At 62.5% G+C, this 16,451-nt stretch carries 12 protein-coding genes and 2 pseudogenes; 5 read left to right on the plus strand and 9 right to left on the minus strand.

Annotation, left to right across the window (positions count from 1 at the left end; translation table 11 throughout):
• Positions 1–54: 54 nt before the first annotated feature.
• Positions 55–1,377: an amidase gene (locus AC0NID_RS10360; RefSeq protein ID WP_473455447.1), complete on the plus strand. Its 1,323-nt coding sequence runs from the start codon at positions 55–57 to the stop codon at positions 1,375–1,377.
• Here the strand turns inward: AC0NID_RS10360 and AC0NID_RS10365 are convergent.
• The 4 genes from AC0NID_RS10365 to AC0NID_RS10380 are packed head-to-tail and all read right to left on the minus strand — an operon-like array spanning position 1,347 to position 5,161.
• Positions 1,347–2,327 carry an NAD(P)-dependent oxidoreductase gene (locus AC0NID_RS10365; protein ID WP_473455446.1) on the minus strand — a complete coding sequence of 327 codons (981 nt, stop codon included), beginning with the start codon at positions 2,325–2,327 and terminating at the stop codon, positions 1,347–1,349. The two genes, AC0NID_RS10360 and AC0NID_RS10365, sit on opposite strands and share 31 nt — an antisense overlap.
• Before the next feature lies 1 nt (position 2,328).
• Positions 2,329–3,045 (minus strand): FadR/GntR family transcriptional regulator, encoded by a 717-nt coding sequence (locus AC0NID_RS10370; RefSeq protein WP_473455445.1) that lies wholly within the window; start codon positions 3,043–3,045, stop codon positions 2,329–2,331.
• 2 nt (positions 3,046–3,047) lie between these two features.
• Entirely contained in the window at positions 3,048–4,217 is a 1,170-nt protein-coding gene (locus AC0NID_RS10375) for a mandelate racemase/muconate lactonizing enzyme family protein (RefSeq protein WP_473455444.1), read from the minus strand.
• A gap of 56 nt (positions 4,218–4,273) precedes the next feature.
• The gene (locus tag AC0NID_RS10380) at positions 4,274–5,161 is read right to left on the minus strand and encodes a sugar phosphate isomerase/epimerase family protein (RefSeq protein WP_473455443.1); all 888 of its coding nucleotides are present in this window, start codon (positions 5,159–5,161) and stop codon (positions 4,274–4,276) included.
• A 392-nt stretch (positions 5,162–5,553) separates the two neighbouring features.
• On the opposite strand from AC0NID_RS10380, the gene AC0NID_RS10385 reads away from it, so the two are divergent.
• The 4 genes from AC0NID_RS10385 (at position 5,554) to AC0NID_RS10400 (ending at position 12,685) form a co-directional block, all read left to right on the plus strand.
• Positions 5,554–6,609: a sugar phosphate isomerase/epimerase family protein gene (locus AC0NID_RS10385; RefSeq protein WP_473455442.1), complete on the plus strand. Its 1,056-nt coding sequence runs from the start codon at positions 5,554–5,556 to the stop codon at positions 6,607–6,609.
• Positions 6,610–6,763: 154 nt separating this feature from the next.
• Positions 6,764–7,951, plus strand: a complete 1,188-nt coding sequence (locus tag AC0NID_RS10390) for a Gfo/Idh/MocA family protein (RefSeq protein ID WP_473455441.1) — start codon at positions 6,764–6,766, stop codon at positions 7,949–7,951.
• Positions 7,952–8,120: 169 nt separating this feature from the next.
• Positions 8,121–8,978 (plus strand): sugar phosphate isomerase/epimerase family protein, encoded by an 858-nt coding sequence (locus AC0NID_RS10395; RefSeq protein ID WP_473455439.1) that lies wholly within the window; start codon positions 8,121–8,123, stop codon positions 8,976–8,978.
• A 428-nt stretch (positions 8,979–9,406) separates the two neighbouring features.
• Positions 9,407–12,685 carry an AAA family ATPase gene (locus AC0NID_RS10400; protein ID WP_473455438.1) on the plus strand — a complete coding sequence of 1,093 codons (3,279 nt, stop codon included), beginning with the start codon at positions 9,407–9,409 and terminating at the stop codon, positions 12,683–12,685.
• 211 nt (positions 12,686–12,896) lie between these two features.
• Here AC0NID_RS10400 and AC0NID_RS10405 read toward each other — a convergent pair.
• From AC0NID_RS10405 to phnE (AC0NID_RS10425), 5 genes and pseudogenes are all read right to left on the minus strand, one after another.
• A pseudogene (locus AC0NID_RS10405) lies at positions 12,897–12,989 on the minus strand (integrase); the annotation flags it as partial.
• 7 nt (positions 12,990–12,996) lie between these two features.
• Positions 12,997–13,185, minus strand: coding sequence for a helix-turn-helix domain-containing protein (locus tag AC0NID_RS10410; RefSeq protein WP_473455437.1), 189 nt, complete (start codon positions 13,183–13,185; stop codon positions 12,997–12,999).
• 191 nt (positions 13,186–13,376) lie between these two features.
• A pseudogene (locus AC0NID_RS10415) lies at positions 13,377–13,655 on the minus strand (transposase); the annotation flags it as partial.
• Positions 13,656–13,896: 241 nt separating this feature from the next.
• Entirely contained in the window at positions 13,897–15,444 is a 1,548-nt protein-coding gene (gene phnE, locus AC0NID_RS10420) for a phosphonate ABC transporter, permease protein PhnE (RefSeq protein WP_473455436.1), read from the minus strand.
• Positions 15,445–15,448: 4 nt separating this feature from the next.
• Positions 15,449–16,423 carry a phosphonate ABC transporter, permease protein PhnE gene (gene phnE, locus AC0NID_RS10425; RefSeq protein ID WP_473455435.1) on the minus strand — a complete coding sequence of 325 codons (975 nt, stop codon included), beginning with the start codon at positions 16,421–16,423 and terminating at the stop codon, positions 15,449–15,451.
• Between the last annotated feature and the right edge of the window lie 28 nt (positions 16,424–16,451).

Below are 16,451 nucleotides of genomic sequence, written 5' to 3' on the forward strand. Positions count from 1 at the left end.
CGTGCTGGCTGTTGCCTGTAAGACGTTGCAAGCGTCTGGAGTCCGACACCGAAAATGCAATCCGCCCGTGACCGCCTCGAAGTCGTGCTTTCGCGTCTCGCCGTCCGCGCGGACAATGAAAGCGTATTCATAAAACTTTATCCAGAAGCCGCGCGGGTGGCAGCCGATGCCGCCGATGCGCGACGCAAGGCCGGTGTGACGTTCGGGCCGCTCGACGGAGCGATCGTCTCGATCAAGGATCTGTTCGATGTCGCCGGCGAGCCTACCACAGCCGGTTCGTTGTTGCTCAGCACCGCGGCGCCGGCGCTGCGTGATGCCGTCATCGTGCAACGATTGCGGCAGGCGGGCGCCGTCATCTTCGGCAAGACCAACATGACCGAATTCGCCTTCACCGCGATCGGCGTCAACCCGCATTACGGCACTCCGGGGAACGCGACCGACGCCAGCCGGATTGCAGGCGGCTCGTCCTCCGGCGCCGGTGTTTCCGTTGCCGAAGGCACGAGCGAGATCTCGATCGGTTCCGACACCGGCGGTTCGGTGCGCATTCCGGCATCGCTGAACGGTGTCGTCGGCTTCAAGCCGACGGCGCGGCGCGTGCCGCGTGATGGCGTTTTCCCGCTGTCGGCCACGCTGGACTCGATTGGCCCACTCGCGCGCACCGTCGCCGAATGTGCCGCAGCCGACGCGGTGATGGCGGGCGAGGAGCCAACGGTGCTTGTTGCGTTTCCGTTTGCCGGACTGCGCATCGGCGTGCCACGCGGCGTGCTCTTCGAGGACACGGAAGAAGGGGTCGCGGCAGCGTTCGATCGATGTGTTCGCAGGATGGAGCTTGCGGGTGCAGGCCACGCCGATCTGTCCATCGATGACCTCCTTGCCGATTTGCGCGCGGTGACGAAGCGGGCCTCGATCGCGGCAATGGAGGGTGCCGAGGTCCATGCGGATTGGCTCGCGGCAGGCGCGACGACGCCGGTCGATCCGCGGGCGAGCGAGCCGTTGTCGCGCGCTGCCGCCGTTCCGGCCACGGCCTATATCAGGGCAGTCCGCCGCCGCACGGCGCTTCTGGCGGCCATGGATGAGCGGCTGGCATCGGTCGATGTGCTGGCTCTGCCGACCACGCCGGTCACCGCGCCGACCATCGTGTCGATGACCCGCGACGAAGATCTGTGCGACAGGACGGAAGGCCTTCTGCTGCGCAACACGCAGGTCGCCAACCAGTTCGACCTCTGTGCGATCTCGCTGCCGATGCCGGGAATGGCCCGCCCTGCCGGGCTGATGCTGGTGGCGCGCAACGGCCACGACCACCGTCTCCTGCGCATCGCGGCGGAAGTCGAGACACTGCTTGGTGCTCAGCCGTCGGCCGGAAACCGTAGCCGGTAGTGCTTGACCACTTCGGGATTGCGCAGATTGACCGGCAATTTGTTGGCCAGCACCAGCAAGGTTTCAGCAGCCGAACCGACGCCCATGCGCATCATCGACTGTTCGGTGATGCCGGCCATGTGCGGGGTGACAATGACATTGTCGAAGCTGAAATAGGGATGGTCCGAAGGCAGCGGCTGCGTCGCAAAGACATCGAGCGCAGCACCGCCGATACGGCCCTTTTGCAGCGCTTCGATCAGCGCGTCGTCGTCGATCACCGGCCCGCGCGAAATATTGATCAGCAGCGCATCCGGCTTCATCCGGGCGATGCGCTCGCGGCTCATCAATCCGCGCGTCTCCGGCGTCAGCGGGCAGCACAGAACGATGATGTCGCTCTGCTCGACCAGCGCGTCGATCGACAGGAAGCCGATCCTGTCGGGCGCTGGCCCGATGCTGCGCGTCGTCGCCACCACGTTCAGGTCGAAACCATGCGCCGCGATATGGCCGACGGCCCGTCCGATGGCGCCGAGGCCGACAATGCCGATTGTCTTGCCGGCGAGCTCGCTGGCGAGAATGGTATGTTCGCGGCCGGCGAGCCATCCTTTCGCCCGCAGGTCGCGGTCCACCATGCGGAAACGCCGAAGCAGCGCCAGGGCCGCGAACATCACATATTCGGCGACCGAACGTGCATTGACCGCCGGCACGTTGGCCACCAGCACGCCGGCTGCGTTGGCCGCTTCCATCGGGACCATGTCGAGCCCGGCGCCGTGGCGGATTGCGGCCCTGAGCTTCGTCGCCCCTTCGAAAAGCGCTGATGGCAGCGGCGCGCGAACGATGATGATATCGGCGTCCCTCGCCGCGGCGGCCAGCGTGCCCGCATCGAGGGCGGAGGCGACAACGAGGTCGCCGGCACCAGTCAGCATGGCGGAGGCGCGCGGGTGCAGCGTGTGCGTCGACAGGATCTTGGGCATATCAGACCTGTTCGAGCGCCGGGCTGTGAGGTTCCGCCCCGCTGCCCTCGATCAGGCCTTTCCAGTAGCTCTCCGCACCTTGCAGATGGGCGCTCATCAGCGCCTGGGCGAGATTGCCGTCGCGGCGCAGCAGCGCCTCGTAGATATGGATGTGCTCGGCATGCGAGCGCACGTTGCGTTCTGGATCGTTGAAATAGATCGGCAGGCGTTGCTCGCCCATCATGTAGTAGACGCTGCATATGTTGTGAAAAACGCTGTTCTTGGTCGCCCGCACGATCTCTAGGTGAAACTCGCGGTCTTCCTTGGCAAGGCCCTCGCCTGCCGCAATGCGATCCTCCGAAGCTTTCAGAATCTCGCGCAGCCGCTCGAAATTTTCCTCGGTGGCGCGCGAGCAGGCAAGCTCGGCCGCCTTGATCTCGTGGATCTTGCGCAGTTCGACCGTCTCGTAGATCTGGATCGGATCGAGCGGCAGGCCGGCTCGCGCGAACAGCGCCATCGCCTCGACGCTGACCTGCTTGGTGTCGATGTAGATGCCGGATTTGGCCCGGCGCTCGACGATGCGCATGGCTTCGAGGATGGCCAGCGCCTCGCGGATCTGGCCGCGGCTGACGGCGAAATGCTCCGCCAGTTCTCGCTCGGACGGCGTTCGGCCCGTCGCCTTGTCGGAGTGGGAGAACAGATAGGCGGCGAGTTCCGCGAGAAGGTTCTTTTCTTTCATGATCAGCCGCGTAACGCGTGCGCCTCCAGGAACCGTTCCGAAAGGGTGAATCCCAGTCCGGGCTTTTCGGGGATCGCTATCATACCGTCCTTTGCTTCGACAGTCTCCTCGACCAGGTCGTGGATCATCGGGTTGGCGCCGAGCGAATATTCGACGGTGAAGCTCGCCGGCGAGGCGGCACAGACATGGAGCCCGGCGAAGAAGCAAGGCGCGCCGGCCCACAGATGCGGCGCGAAGCGCAGATTGAAGGCGCTGGCGATGGTGCCGATCTTCATCGCCTCGCTGATGCCGCCGCAGAAGGCGGGGTCGGGCTGGAAGATATCGGCGGCCTTGAGCGTGGCGAGGTCGCGGAAGGCATAGCGCGTCGCTTCGCTTTCGCCGGTGGCGATCGGCATGGAGCCGGACGCCCGCACTTCGGCCATGCCCGGCTTGTCGTCGGCAATGACCGGCTCCTCGAACCAGGCCAGATCGAGATCGCCGGCGAGATGGATGAAGCGCTTGGCTTCCGCCACCGTATAGGTGCCGTGCGCATCGACCATCAGCTCGACGTCGGGGCCGAGCGCATGTCTTGCGGCGCGGACGCGGGCGGCGGAAATGTGCGGAGCGCCGTCCATCGCGCCGACTCGCATCTTGAGCGCCTTGAAGCCGCCCTTGGCGATATAGGATTTCAACTGGTCGCCGATCGCCTCGGTGGAGGCCCAGCCGCCGGAAGCATAGGCTGGCATGCGGTCGAGCTTGCGGCCGCCGAGCAGCCGCCAAACCGGAACCCCCAGCGACTTGCCCAGAATATCCCACAGCGCGATGTCGACGGCGCTGATCGCGGCGATGCTGATGCCGCGCCGGGCCAGTTGCGGCATGGCGTGGCCATTTTGCGCGGCACTGTCATGGCGCACGCCATTGTAGAGCATCTCCCAGATCACCCCGATGTCGGCCGGATCGCAGCCGATCAGCTGCGGGCCGACTTCGTTGTTCAGCATGTGGACGAGAGCGCCATAGCTGCCGGCGCTGCCGGCGGCATTCTTGCCTTCGCCCCAGCCGACCAACCCGTCGTCGGTTTCGATGCGCAGGATGGCGGCGTCGAACGTCGTCACTTGGCCGAAGTCGCTGCGGTGCTGCTTCGCGGCCTCGATCGGTATGCGGACCCACCAGGCTTGGACCGTCTTGATGCGCATGTTCATCCCCGGCCCTGCCGCCGATCAGAGCGGAAGAGCTCATTCCCAGAGGTCGACTACTTGATCAGCGGCAGCAGCGTTTCGGCGTTGATGCGCATCTGGTCGGTGTAGAATTTCTCCGTGAGCACGCTGGAACCGTGGTCCTGGATGAATTTGAGCTGCTCCGGCGAGATGTCGACCGGATTGCGTTCGACCATGTCGGGATAGGGAGCGGCCGGCGTGCGGTCGACGGGGGCGACGAACTCGTTGGTCAGCGCACCGTCGTAGCCTATCTCCTTCAGCGTGCCGACGATCTTCGGCCAGTCGATCTGTCCGAGGCCGGCGGCGAAGCGGTTGTTGTCGGCCACGTGGAAGTCGAACAGGCGCTTGCCGACCTGGCGGATGGCGTCGTAGACGTTAAACTCTTCCATATGGATGTGGTAGGCGTCGAGGCAGACGCCGCATTCGGGGCTGACCGCATCGGCCAGCGCCAGCGCCTGGGCGCCGCGGTTGAACAGATAGGTCTCGAAGCGATTGAGCGGTTCGACCGCAATCTTGACGCCCACCTTCTTGGCATGGGTGAAGCATTCCCTGGTGGCGTCGACCACCCATTTCCATTCTTCCGCCTCGGTGCCGTCCGGCACCACCTTGCCGACGGTGGCGGGAACGAGCGTGATGATCTCGCCGTCGAGTTCGCTCACCATCGTCAGCACGTCCTTGACATACTGCACCGAGCGCTCGCGCTGGCCCTGATCCTTGGCGGCAAGATTGCGTTCGCCCAGCATGAGCGTCACCGCACCCCAGCAGCGGATGCCGTGCTCTTTCAGCAGCGCACGCGTCTCGTCGGTCTTGTACTGCTCGGGTTCGCCGGAAATCTCGATCGATTCATAACCGAATTTCTTGATGCGCCTGAGCGTCGTCTCCAACGGTTCCGCCCGCATCCAGTTGTGCGTCGAAAGATGCATGGTCTGTCCTTCCCAGAATTCGCCTGTAGCAATTCGCCTATGACACACGCCAGCAGAGTGCGTCGCATGTTCCTCCCCAAGGCGCTCCAGCGTTTTCGTGAACTGGTTCGACCAATTGGGCCTGAGAGGAGGTCTACAGCAATTTTATCTGGACGGCAAGAAGCGCTGGAGTGCTGCTCCGTTTCCTGTTTACAGCGTTGATTATATTGCAATATGCGGCATAACTCGGCATAGTTGCAGGCTTCGCAACGCAAGTCGAATGACTTGACCGGATTCTGACATTTGGTAATACCAGAATAGCGGTGCGCAACGCACTGTACGAAAGACCAAAGAGGCTGGCCCTGCTTTCAATCGGCGCTATGCTTGGTCGTGGACAATTAGGGAGGATGCCGATGCCGTCGACAATGAAGGGTCCTGGACTGTTTCTGGCGCAGTTCGCGGGCGATGCCGCACCGTTCAATTCGCTGCCGTCGATCACAAAATGGGCGGGCGGGCTGGGTTACAAGGGCGTGCAGATCCCGACCTGGGACAGCCGGCTGTTCGACCTTGAGAAAGCTGCGTCTTCCCAGGCCTATTGCGACGAGGTCAAAGGCATCTGCGCTGAGGCCGGTGTCGAGATCACCGAGCTGTCGACGCACCTGCAGGGGCAGTTGGTGGCGGTGCATCCGGCCTATGACGCGCAGTTCGACGGTTTCGCGCCGCCGACGGTGCACAACAATCCCAAAGCCAGGCAGCAATGGGCGGTCGAACAGATGCAGTTCGGCGCCAAGGCTTCGAAGAATCTCGGGCTCAAGGCATCGGTGTCCTTTTGCGGAGCACTGGCCTTTCCCTACCTCTACCCTTGGCCGCAACGGCCGGCGGGATTAATCGAGGAAGCGTTTTCCGAACTGGGGAAACGCTGGAAGCCGATCCTCGACGTCTATGAGGATAATGGCGTCGATCTGGGTTACGAGATTCATCCGGGCGAGGACGTGTTCGACGGCGCGACCTTCGAGATGTTCCTCGATGCCGTCGACGGCCACAAGCGCTGCAACATCAATTACGACCCGTCGCATTTCCTGCTGCAGCAGCTCGATTACCTTGAATTCATCGACATCTATCACGAGCGGATCAAGGCGTTCCACGTCAAGGATGCCGAGTTCAATCCGACCGGCCGGCAAGGCGTCTATTCCGGCTATCAGAGCTGGACCAATCGGGCCGGACGTTTCCGCTCGCTCGGCGACGGACAAGTGGATTTCGGCGGCATCTTTTCCAAGCTCGCTCAATATGACTACGATTCATGGGCGGTGCTGGAATGGGAGTGCTGCCTGAAGCATCCGGAGGACGGGGCGGCCGAAGGCGCTCCGTTCATCCAGCATCACATCATCAGGGTGACGGAAAAGGCGTTCGACGATTTCGCCGGCGGTGCGACAGACAAGAAGGTGCTGCGCGCCATGATGGGAATTTAGCACCGCTTTCCCTCCCCTCTCGAGGGGAGGGTGGCCCGAAGTGGCCGGGTGGGGTCGGTCCATGCCGAGCTCCACGCCCGGCGACCCCACCCGATCCGCTGCGCGGATCGACCTCCCCTCAAGGGGAAGGTAAGCAACGACGAGGGAGAAAATCATGGTCGGCGCATCGAAGTCGGAAACGGGAGGCGGCCCGATCCGCTACGGCATGGTCGGCGGCGGGCAAGGCGCCTTCATCGGCGCGGTGCACCGGATCGCCGCGCGCATGGACAATGAGTTCGTATTAGTGGCAGGCGCTCTGTCGTCGAATCCGGCGCGTGCCAAGGCATCGGCCGCGGAACTTGGGCTAGATCCCTCGCGCAGCTACGGCTCTTTCGCCGAGATGGCCAAGGCCGAGGCCAAGCGGCCGGACGGCATCGAGGCGGTGGCCATCGTCACGCCCAACAATGTGCATGTGCCGGCGGCCAAGGCCTTTCTCGAGGCCGGCATCCACGTCATTTGCGACAAGCCGTTGGCGACGACGCTGACGGAAGCCAAGAGACTGGCGGCATTGGTCGAAAAGACCGGCAAGGTCTTCGTGCTAACCCACAACTACACCGCCTATCCGATGATACGGCAAGCGCGCGAGATGGTGGCCAAGGGCCAGCTCGGCGACATCCGCATCGTGCAATCGGAATATCCGCAGGACTGGCTGACCGAGGACCTTGCCGCCACCGGCCAGAAGCAGGCGGCCTGGCGCTCCGATCCCAAGCAGGCGGGTGCGGGCGGTGCTTTGGGCGACATCGGCACGCATGCCTATAATCTGGCGCGCTTCGTCTCCGGGTTGGAACTAGATTCGCTGTCCGCAGATCTCGACGCCTTCGTGCCGGGGCGGCAGCTCGATGACAATGTGAACGTGATGCTACGCTTCAAGCCGGTCGGCAAGTCGCATCCGGCCAAGGGCATGTTGTGGGCGAGCCAGGTGGCGCCCGGCCACGAGAACGGGCTGAAGCTGCGCATCTACGGCACGAAGGGCGGGCTCGAATGGGTGCAGGCCGACCCGAACTATCTCTGGTACACGCCGTTCGGCCAGCCGAAGCAGCTGATCACCCGAAATGGCGCCGGCGCGCTGCCCGTCGCCGGTCGCGTCAGCCGCGTTCCGTCAGGCCACCCGGAAGGCTATCTCGAAGGTTTCGCCAACATCTACCAGGAGGCGGCCCGCGCCATCCGCGCGGCGCGCCGCAAAGGCGGCAAGCCGGCTAAGGACGTTATCTTCCCGACCATACAGGATGGCGTCGAAGGCATGGCCTTCATCGAGGCCTGCGTGAAGTCGTCGAAGAAGAATGGGGCGTGGACGAGACTCTGATCGGGGTGTTGAACTTCAGATGATGCCGGCCTGCAAACGGCAGTTTCCTGCGCTTCCGGTGCCCACGTACCCAAGAGTACGCTCCGCTCCGGTTCTCGGAACTACCATTTTCGGCCCGGCCTGACCTGAATCTCACCCCCCGCAGGGCCAATAAGAGGGAGGGGCGTCGATGAAAATCGGCATGTGCATGTTCTTGTGGACGACGGCCGTATCGAAGAAACACGAGCCGTTGCTCAGGGATATCAAGGCGACCGGCTTCGATGGCGTCGAGATACCGATCTTTGCCGGTACGCCGGACGATTACAAAAAGCTCGCCGAACTGCTCGACCGCATCGGACTGGAGCGCACGGCGGTCTCGGCCATGGGCGATCCGGCGATGAACTTGATCTCGGCCGACGGCTCAACGCGCAAGGCCGGCATCGACTATATGAAATGGGCGATCGACTGCTCAGCTGCGCTCGGCGCCAAAACCTTGAGCGGCCCGCTGCATTCGACGCTCGGCGCCTTCTCCGGTAGCGGGCCGACGGCGGCGGAGAAAAAGCGCTCGGTCGCCTCGCAACGCGCCATCGGCGACCACGCCGGTAAGAAGAACGTCACCATCGGGCTGGAGGCACTCAACCGCTTCGAGTGCTATCTGCTCAACACGATGGACGATCTGTCGGAGCATATCGACGCAATCGACCGGCCGCACATCAAGGCGATGTACGACACGTTTCATGCCAATATCGAGGAGGCCGACCCGATCGGCGCCTATACGCGCAACCGCAGAAACGTCGTCCATATCCATATTTCGGAAAACGATCGCGGTGTGCCGGGGCGCGGCCACATTCCGTGGAAAGAGACGTTTTCGGCCATCCGCAAGAGCGGCTATGACGACTGGCTGACGATCGAGGCCTTCGGCCGCTCGCTGAAAGATTTGGCGGCGGCCACCAAGGTCTGGCGCGATTTTTCCGAAAACCCGGAAGCCGTCTATCGCAACGGCTACAAGCACATCAAGAACGGCTGGAAGAAGGCAGGCGCCTATTGATGAAAGCCTGACCTCGGAACGGCAAGGTTGGGTGGGTCTTTCATATCATCTGCCGGAATGGCGTGATTGCGCCATAACCAGCCATCGCGACGCGTAAAATTGAACAACCGAAAAGGGCACGTCGGTCCACTTTGCGTAGCTAAGGTGTTCATAAGCGGACATTCGCCTGGATCAGACGGACCCCGGGTTTGACCCATTCCAGACTTTCGGCTCCCTTCTCTGGCACCAAGCTCCTCCGAGCTCCCGAACGGTATGTAATCGTGACTCTTGTTCAGATTCCAGAGATGCGATCGGGCGCAGCGACTTCGGAATTAGGAGGCGACGGACAATTGAGTTGCATATCCGACAAAGTGCGAGCGAGTATGACGCTCAGTAAGATCGGCCCCGTAATTCGTTCGGCTTTAGCCACGTCCAGTTGAGGAACCGCCATGCGCGACATCGCCAAGTGGCTGGAGGGCCAAGGTCTTGGCGAGTATGTGGAAGCGTTTGCCAACAACAAAATCGATTGCGATGTGCTGCCAAGCCTGACGGGCGATGACCTCAAAGAGATGGGAGTTGCCGCGGTAGGTGATCGGCGCAAACTTCTGAAGTCGATCGCCAGCCTTGCACCGCCTGACATTGGGCAGCGTCACGAAGGGGCCGCTGCGCCGGTCACATCGGCTGAGCCCTCGCAAGAAGTGTCGCCCGAGCGCCGCCAGCTTACGGTGATGTTCTGCGACCTGGTGGGTTCGACGCCTCTCTCGGTCGAATTCGATCCCGAGGATGTGGCCGACGTAATACGTTCCTATCACACGAGCTGCACAAAAATCGTGGGGCGATGGGATGGGCATATCGCCAAGTTCATAGGCGACGGCGTGCTGGTCTATTTCGGCTGGCCGCGTGCCCATGAGGACGATGCAGAGCGCGCCGTCGAGGCGGGTCTTGAACTGACATTGGCAGTCTCGACGTTGGATACCGCCATTGGACGACCTATGGCAGCTCGTGTCGGTATCGCGACAGGTCTTGTAATGGTCGGCGAAACGACTGGCACCGGAACGGCGCGCGAGCGCGCCGTGGTCGGCGAAACACCGAACCTGGCGGCGCGGCTACAAGGCATCGCGGAACCCGGAACTGTCGTGGTCGCCGCCAGCACGCGACAGCTACTTGGCAACCTCTTCGAGACTGCCGATCTTGGCGAACACCTCTTGAAGGGTTTTCCGGAGCCCGTACGCGCTTCACGTGTCCTGGGCAAGGCCGCCAAGGAGACACGCTTTGAAGCGCTGCACGGCCGGCTCCATACGCCGCTGATCGGGCGCGGCGATGAAGTGGAACTGCTGACGAAGCGATTTCGGCAAGCAGAGGCAGGCGAGGGCCAAGTCGTTCTCATTTCGGGCGAACCAGGGATCGGCAAGTCGCGCCTTTGTGAGGCGGTGCGAGCCAAGTTGCTGCACCGGCCGCATGCGCGCCTGACCTACCAGTGCTCGCCGTCGCACGCGGACCGAGCATTTTACCCTCTGGTCACGCAGCTTGAACAGGCGGCCGACATTCGCCCGGACCTCGATCCGGGCGAAAAATTGCGAAGGCTGACGGCGATGCTTCCCAGGTCTGGCGAGAGCGCTCAGGTCCAATTGTCGGTTCTCGCCGCTTTTCTCTCCATCCCAACGAATGGAGGAGAAGGCCCGCCGAGCCTGGATGCGCTTCAACAGACGGAACGAACCTTTGATGTGCTTATGAGCCTCTTGGAGGATTCCTGCGCCAAAGGCCCCGCGGTCATCACCTTCGAGGACTTGCACTGGTGCGACCCGTCGACGCTCGAGTTCCTCAACCGGCTCGTCGACAGGGTAGAGACCCTGCCAGTGCTGCTGCTCGTCACCTCGCGCCCCGGAATCAGCGTGGCATGGTCGGATCTGCCTCATGTCACGACGGTTGCATTAAATCGCATAACCAGGCGCGAGTGCGAGAGAATGATCGATTTGCTTGCCAACTCCGACGTGCTGCCGGAGCGCGTCGTCGAGGAGATCGTGAAGCGGAGCGATGGAATACCGCTGTTTCTCGAAGAGATGGCCCGGACCTTGATCGAGGCGCAGAACCAGCCGAACGCCGCCGGCGCGCTCGAGCGGGGCGTGCCGGCATCGCTCCAGGACATGCTGATGGCCCGGCTCGATCGGCTCGCCACCGGAAAGCGGATCTATCAGACCGCGGCCGCAATCGGTCGCGAGTTCACCATCGGACTGCTCGCGCGCGTTTGCGATCTCGATGGAGCCGCGCTGCAACTGGCTTTGGATGCCTTGGTGGAGGCCGAGCTGCTGGTCTCCCGGCAAACCGTCTCGGGAGCGACGTATGTCTTCAGGCACGCTTTGCTTCAGGACGCGGCCTATGGCAGCCTGCTGCGTGATACACGCAAGGAACTGCACGCGCGCATCGCCGCTGCGCTTGCACAGGCGGAAACCGACGATCCAGCATTGCTGGCGCGTCACTACGAGAGTGCAAATGCCTGGAACGAGGTCTTGAACTGTCGGCTCCTGGCGGCGGCGAAAGCCGAGAGTCGCGGGGCTCGCTGGGAGGCGGCCGAGCATTACCGGCGCGCCATCCACGCTCTCGAACGCCTTCCCGACACGGCGGCGCACCGGCAAACCTACGTCGAGACGGTCTTGGCGCGGGCCAGGAGCGGCCGGCAGTACGCGAGCAAGCAGGAACGTGCCGAAGCGCTTCACCAGGTCGACAGGGCAATCGCCTTTGCCGACGGGGACACCGCGGCCCTGGCGGGGCTGCAGTCCTTCAAGGGAGTGGATTGGCTGGAAGAGCCGTTGCTGGTCAGCGCCGAACGACATGCCGGTTTCGCAGATGCGGCGCGCCAGGCCGAAGTTGCGTTCCGCTATGCCAACTTCCTCGGCAATACCGGACGGCTTGAAGAATCACTCGGCAAGATCGAACGGGCCGCGGCGCTGTTGCAGGAAGTCGGGGCCCTGGAAGAGCTCGGTTCGCTCGCCGCAGGTGCGGGCCGTTGCTACAATGCCCGCGCCGGGCGGTTGCAGCGGTCTCTGCAATTCGCCGAGATGGTCCGGGAGATCGCAGCGTCGACGCAGGACGTCGAGGTGCGCTCGTGGCTGGCGATGGAAGCAGAGCCTTTGCTTTACAAGGGACTCTGGCAGCGGACGGTGGAGGTGGTCGAGCAGAACCTCTCCACGGCCTGGGAGAACGCGAGATGGAGCGTTGTATTGTGGGCGTCGGGCTGGGCAGCCATCGCCTGTCTGAAGCTGAACCGGATTGCCGACGCAAGGGCCTTCCTGGATCCGGTGATGAAGACAGTGGCACGGCGGGTAGATAACGATTTCTGCAAGATCTATCCGCACATCGCCTTGAGCCAATTGCACCTCGCCGAAGGGGACGCCGCAGCGGGGCTGCATGCGGCGGAACGCGCGCTGGAGCTCGCGGAGCGTGTAACGGCGAGGCTCGAGATTGGCGCAGCCCGTCGTGCGCTCGGCCAAGCCTACGAGGCCAGGGGTGATCGCCAATCGGCGGACGGGCAGTTCCGTCGAAGTGTTGAGGTTCTCCAGACAATCCAGTCCCGACCCGAGCTCGCCCAAAGCCTGCTTGCCTTTGGCAGATTTGAATTGGTTGCTGACAGAGATCAAGCAAAGGGGTTGCTACACAGCGCCCTTAAGCTATTCAAAGAAATCGAGGCAGACGGCTGGGTGGCGGAGACACAGACCGCTCTTCTTCACTGATCTCTTCAATCTGAAACCAGAAGACCAATGCCCGCGAAACGATGACCGAGTTGTGACTGTTCGCTCTTGTCAAGCAGCAACGCCCGCTGTTGGCGCGCATTGCAGACCTGTTCAAGCCGCTCGTCTACGTCCGCTTTAGAGCAGCGTGGCTCTTTACGATTTGGTTGACAGGCGCAAAATGGCTCCACTGGGATGGCGGAGCCGCGCGTAGTCAGACCTCCGTCGCCTCGGCCGGTTCTAAGGCATCTTCTACATCCACTCCGAGATATCTTACGGTGTTTTCGATCTTGGTGTGACCAAGCAGTCGTGAGTCATAATACGCATCCTGTTATCTCATTGAAACTCAAGGGCTGCTGCGCGGGATTTGGTGTTACCGAAGCTGACGGTCGCTTCCTGGCTGCAAACGCGGCCACGTCCTCGGCCTTGATCAGCCAGGGTGCACCCGTGCAGACTTGTCGGCCCTTGATGTCGCCGCGACGGATCATGCGCAGCGCCGTCATCTTGCAGACGCCAATGATCTCGGCCGCGGCGTCGAGCGTGATCTCGCCGCGCTGGGCCCGTTCGCCTTCGCGGTAGACCGCGATGCCGTGGTGACAGCGGAAACCGCGCACGCGCTGTTGCGTCCATCCGTTGCTGTAGCCAGTTGGCTTGCGGCAGCGATTGAGCAGCCGTGCGATCTGCCGATCCGGCATGCGATCAGGACGTCGGCGACGCCACGGCTCTTCAGCTCGTTCATGACGCGCAGCCAGAACTTGGCGCCCTCGGTCTGCTCGATCCAGATGCCGAGGATCTCCTTCGTGCCGTCCGGCAGGATGCCGAGCGCGATGTAGACGGCCTTGTTGCGCACGAAGCCCTCGTCCCTGATCTTGACCCGGATGGCATCGAAGAAGACCAGCGGATAGACCGCATCCAGCGGCCGGTTCTGCCATTCGGCCACTTCCTCCAGGACGGCGTCGGTGACGGCCGAAAAGAAGGCGGCGGCTAGCGCGATGCTGGACGGCATTATCGAAGTACATCCCGACTTCGCATGTATTATTGACGAGGTCCAAGCCGAGCGATCAGCAAGACCTCTTACGCAAAAACAGGAGACAACCTATTGCCCGGTTTTGATACGTTTCTTAGACTCAGTTTTGCAATAGCTTCGCCGCGCTCGTCTCCAACTCAAGGCGCGGCCAAGTGTAGACTTTCACCACTAGGACCGAGCCTCCCTCTCAGGCGATCTGAGCCGCCGGCGGTAGGCGAGCGCGCCGCTCGTCATTGCCGCTTGCGATGGTCCCCATCAGTTTGCGGCGCAGATAGCTGGAGATGTTGTCGAAGATGAAAACGACAAGCAGGATCAGCAGAACCATATAGAAAACATTGGCCCAATTGGTGTTGGTGCGCATGGCCTCCCACAATTTCAGACCGATGCCGCCGGCGCCGACTGCGCCTATGATCGTCGCTGAGCGCGTGTTCGATTCCCAGAAATAGAGGGATTGGCTGAGGAATACCGGCAGAACCTGGGGCAGCACGCCGTAACGCTGCACCATTGCGGGCGTTGCGCCGACCGAGCGGATGCCCTCGCGCTGCTTGTCGTCGATATTTTCCAGCGCCTCGGAATAGAGTTTGCCCAGGGTCCCGGTGTCGGTGAAGAAGATTGCCGACATGCCGGCCAGTGGCCCCGGACCGAAGCCGCGGGTGAAGAACAGCGCCCAGATCAGCATGTCGACCGACCGCTGAAAATCGAAGAAGCGCTTCGTTACCTGATTGGCTAGCAGGCTCGGCGTAACGTTGCGCGCAGCCAGGAAGGCGAGCGGAAAGGCGACGATCGAGGCCAGCACCGTGCCGACAAAAGCCATGACGATGGTTTGCAGGAGTTTCAGCCAGACGTCGCCGTGCTGCCACTCGGCGTTGTTCAGAACGTTGTCCCAGGCGAGTGCTGCGTTTGACCGCGACGGGTCGATGCGTGCCCCGGAGACGATCAGCGAGGCGACCTCGCCCAACGGCTTTCCCCAGAATGGCGAATTCGTGTCGAACACGAAATTGGCCCAGCCGAAGAAACGTCTCCAGGCGACCACTTCGTCATCTTGCACTTCGGCGCGACCGAGAAATCCGAACGAGACATAGGCGGTCGAGCCCGGCCTGCGTTGTTCTATCCAGTTTGGCAACGGTGTGCGCGGCGTGACGGCACTGTCTTTGGCGATGTCGAAGGTGACGCTTTCGGCGCCGCGTGTCACGGTGACAAGGTTTGGCGTGATGGCGATCCGGCCATTGCCAAAGACGACGTCCGCCGCCACGACGGCCCCTTCACGCACCGTTTCAGGCGCAACCGGAACCGATTGCCCTTGCGCGGCGGCCGGGTTCTCGGCGGTTGGCGCGCCAGGCGCCATGAACGAGTCCTGCGACGACTTGTTGGTCGTGATCGTCGGTGCCGGTGCTGCGTCGACCCGCCGCTCGATCACGGCCATCTGCTTGGTCACCCAGTCGGGATCCGGATTGGATCCCAGTTTGGAGAAGCGGGAGTAGTCGATCGTCAGATAATTGTCCTTGAACTCGATGTCGGGCCGGATTTCGTAGGACACCCAGTCGGCGAGATAAGCGCCGGCAAGGTTCCAGTTCGCCTTTTCGAGAACGGCGCTGACCGAGAAGAACCAGGCGCAGTAAAAGGTGTAGAGAATGCACAGAAGAACACCAAGCGGGGTGGCGTAGCGCTTCCACAGGGAGCGCCGGAACGCGTCCGGATGGCGAGCGGCGACATCGTCGATGGCGTCGGCTTTCATTGCGTTATTCTCCGCGCCCGTATGCGAACGCCTGTCTGCCGACCAGACGGTGTCTCAGCCATGCCGAAAACTGGTCGACGGCGACGATCGTGCAGAACAGCAGAAAGAGGATGGCAATGGTCTTGGCCTCATGGCCTCGGCCGATCGAAAGGCGCAGGGTTTCACCGATGCCGCCGGCGCCGACGGCGCCGAGAATGGTCGAGGCGCGCACATTGATCTCGAAGCGGAGCAGGAAATAGCTCATGAAGTTGGGCAGGACCTGAGGCACGATGCCGAACCATACCCGTTCGACCCAGTTGGCGCCGACGGCCCGCAAGCCTTCTTCAGGCTTCATGTCGGCGTTCTCGACCACTTCGAAGAACATTTTTCCAAGCGCGCCGACGGTGTGGATGCTGACCGCGAGGATTGCCGGAATGGGTCCAAGCGAGAAGATCGCCAGGAAGAAGCCGGCGATGACGATTTCGGGAAAGGCGCGGACGATTTCAAGGAAGCGGCGCGTGGTGAAACGCAGCCAGCGGCTGGCCGTGATGTTGCCTGCCGCGAAGAAGCAGAGCAGGAAACCGAATGTGGAGCCTACGAGCGTCGAAAACAGGGCGATGTTCAGCGTCTCGATCATCCGGTGGAAATATTCCGGAATGTAGATGCCTTGGGTCAGGTAGATCCGGCCTTCCGGGTAGTCGAACTTGAGGCTGCCGTCGTCATAGGGAGACGGCAGGTCGAACAGCGCGCGCACCGGGTCGAACCAGTCGCGCGGCTTCAACTCGGCGAAGAAATCGGCGACGTGGGGGAGGCGGTCGAAGAACTTTCCGGCGTTGGTTTCATTGGCGAACCAGAGCGAGCCGGAGAGCGCAAGAAGCAGGAAAACCAGGCCTCCGATCGTGTAAAGGCGCCGGCGAGCGGCGAGGTCGCGCCAATGCTGCTCGACTGTGGCTGCCTCCGGTGAAAGCGCAGGCGCGCGGTAAACGTCGGTCGCGCTCATCGATAGATCCCCGGCTCATGATGCGGCA

Source organism: Mesorhizobium sp. WSM4821, from assembly GCF_055901555.1.

Excerpts from the sequence above, each read along its gene's own strand:
- AC0NID_RS10360 (WP_473455447.1), top strand. The coding sequence starts at position 55 with ATGCAATCCGCCCGTGACCGCCTCGAAGTCGTGCTTTCGCGTCTCGCC.
- AC0NID_RS10365 (WP_473455446.1), bottom strand. The coding sequence starts at position 2,327 with ATGCCCAAGATCCTGTCGACGCACACGCTGCACCCGCGCGCCTCCGCC.
- AC0NID_RS10370 (WP_473455445.1), bottom strand. The coding sequence starts at position 3,045 with ATGAAAGAAAAGAACCTTCTCGCGGAACTCGCCGCCTATCTGTTCTCC.
- AC0NID_RS10375 (WP_473455444.1), bottom strand. The coding sequence starts at position 4,217 with ATGCGCATCAAGACGGTCCAAGCCTGGTGGGTCCGCATACCGATCGAG.
- AC0NID_RS10380 (WP_473455443.1), bottom strand. The coding sequence starts at position 5,161 with ATGCATCTTTCGACGCACAACTGGATGCGGGCGGAACCGTTGGAGACG.
- AC0NID_RS10385 (WP_473455442.1), top strand. The coding sequence starts at position 5,554 with ATGCCGTCGACAATGAAGGGTCCTGGACTGTTTCTGGCGCAGTTCGCG.
- AC0NID_RS10390 (WP_473455441.1), top strand. The coding sequence starts at position 6,764 with ATGGTCGGCGCATCGAAGTCGGAAACGGGAGGCGGCCCGATCCGCTAC.
- AC0NID_RS10395 (WP_473455439.1), top strand. The coding sequence starts at position 8,121 with ATGAAAATCGGCATGTGCATGTTCTTGTGGACGACGGCCGTATCGAAG.
- AC0NID_RS10400 (WP_473455438.1), top strand. The coding sequence starts at position 9,407 with ATGCGCGACATCGCCAAGTGGCTGGAGGGCCAAGGTCTTGGCGAGTAT.
- AC0NID_RS10410 (WP_473455437.1), bottom strand. The coding sequence starts at position 13,185 with ATGACGGCGCTGCGCATGATCCGTCGCGGCGACATCAAGGGCCGACAA.
- phnE (WP_473455436.1), bottom strand. The coding sequence starts at position 15,444 with ATGAAAGCCGACGCCATCGACGATGTCGCCGCTCGCCATCCGGACGCG.
- phnE (WP_473455435.1), bottom strand. The coding sequence starts at position 16,423 with ATGAGCGCGACCGACGTTTACCGCGCGCCTGCGCTTTCACCGGAGGCA.